The organism is Polaribacter sp. Z014 (assembly GCF_023555435.1).
Taxonomy (GTDB): Bacteria; Bacteroidota; Bacteroidia; order Flavobacteriales; family Flavobacteriaceae; genus Polaribacter.
The window spans coordinates 1-2067 of sequence record NZ_JALCZP010000063.1 but is presented as its reverse complement, the minus strand read 5'-3'; the positions used below and the strand labels follow the sequence as shown (position 1 = coordinate 2067).

Annotated in this window: 2 protein-coding genes; both read left to right on the top strand. The window is 29.0% G+C overall.

Annotation, left to right across the window (positions count from 1 at the left end; all coding sequences use genetic code 11):
- The first annotated feature begins 107 nt into the window (after positions 1 to 107).
- Positions 108 to 842, top strand: a complete 735-nt coding sequence (locus MPF19_RS18840) for a hypothetical protein (RefSeq protein WP_249989822.1) — start codon at positions 108 to 110, stop codon at positions 840 to 842.
- A gap of 9 nt (positions 843 to 851) precedes the next feature.
- Positions 852 to 1394, top strand: a complete 543-nt coding sequence (locus MPF19_RS18835; RefSeq protein ID WP_249989821.1) for an SHOCT domain-containing protein — start codon at positions 852 to 854, stop codon at positions 1392 to 1394.
- The last annotated feature ends 673 nt before the right edge of the window (positions 1395 to 2067 follow it).

Sequence of the window (2067 nt, the reverse complement as noted above, 5' to 3'; positions counted from 1 at the left end):
GCTCACTTGGGAAATTCCTCCGGAATTTCGCCGTTCGTGTTTTATTTACTAAATTCACTGCTTAAACAACGCAACAAAGCTTATACAACAACGTTACCTAACATTTGATGAACATCGAACGACCATTTATAATTGACTTAACAAAAGAGGATTTCAAAGCTGAAATTTCACTTCCGAAAACAATCTATTCAGGAAAGCAACTGTCTGATATATACATTGCACCAACATTAATAAAATTGGAACTTAACAAAAAAGGAGAAAAACCTGTTTTGACAATTGACCAAAAAATGTTTACGGATGACATTTATAAAAAATTTAATCGTCTTACTTATAGTATTGGGAAATTAAATAGATTGGCGGAATTGATTTATGACAAATTGAAAAGAACTGTATTGCTTTATTTAGCTGTAAACGATTTAGATAAATTAACTGATAGAAATAAAAAATGTAAAGACTTAAAAAAGTACAATTTTGAAAAAGACTTAACATTTGGGGAATTGAGAAATATTTTTAGTTGTGTAATCAAAACTGATAAAGAATTTGAGCAGTTTACAGAATTAGACAACGGGGAAAAGCGTAATAAGTTTAGTAAACTATTCGATGATTATATCACAGATAGAGATTGTTATACTCATGGAATTTTGTCATTTTTATATCCGAATTTTGAGCCAGTATTAAAAGTAAAACCACCAAATTCGAATGAACACTATGTTGGTTTAACAGAAAAAATATTGAGAGACAACTTACTTACCTACAAACACATTGACGGAATATTAAGTAAAATCAATCAAAAATGGCAAGAAAAAACAAGTATTAACAATAAAACTAATCAATCTAATTAAAGTTAAATAATGTATCCAAGAAAATCTTACCCAGAAGCAATAATATTATCTATTTTATTTACTCCCTTTTTTTTCTATTGGGAAAATTCATTACCCCACATAAGTGAAGATATTTTAGAATTCTTGGCTCACTTAGTTGGAGTATTTCCATTATTAGCATCAGCAATATTATATGTTTATATCTCAAAAAGAGGAACTGGAGAATATGCCGTTTTTTGGTATTTAGGAAGTTTAATATTTGCGCCTTTAACTTTAATAGTTATTGGAATTATTGGTGCTCCAAAAAATAAGATTACACAAAAAGAAAGTATCAAAAAAGAAAACGGATTAGATAAAAAAAATACAGAATTAGACCAACTTTTTGAAAATGGAGTAATCACCGAAGAACAATACAACCGAAATTTAGCGAAAATAAAATCAGAACAAGCAGAAATTAACTTAAAACGAAATCCCCAGTATTTATCCTTATGTAAAGCATTAAAAAATGAATTCATTACACAAGAGGAATTTGATAGTAAAATCATTGAATTAAAGAAAAAAAACGTTAGGTAACACCGTATATAATTTATTGCTAGCTTCTTGACTACTTACGAAAGTCCTCTCGGACTTTCTTGGTTGGTAATTATTTACTAAATTAGTTGCTTAAAACACGCAACAAACCATATACAACAACGTTGGCAAAAACTGGCGAAAACACTCAGATTCTTTAAAAATTTGTGAATAAAACTCTTGAATTTTAAAAAAGTGGAACACTCTCTCGCGAATCAAAAAAAAGGAATTTAGCAAGTTTGTGGAATTATCAAAATGTTGAATTTACTTAAACTCTGAAAAACCAAAATTGCGGAATTGAGCAAAATGCGGAATTTAAAATCTTGGCGGAATTCTTACTCAAAATCTGAATTTTGCAGAATTTAGAAAAAAGTAAAAAGCCAAAATTGTGGAATTTTCACTCAAACGTGAATTGAAAATCAGAATTATGAAAAATCAGAATTATGAAAATAAAAAAGCATTTGCCAACACCGTGTAGTAAAAATTGCTAAATTAGTGCTTTACCAAAAGTAGTTGCATTTTTAATCACTTCAATTTTCCTGCGGAAAATAGCCGTTCATAAAAATCGCAACTTTCATTACACAACAACGTTGCAAAAAATTGCTCACTCACTCAAACTTCTGAAAAAATTAGCGAATAAAACTCTTGAATTTTAAAAGTTAAACACTCTCTCGCG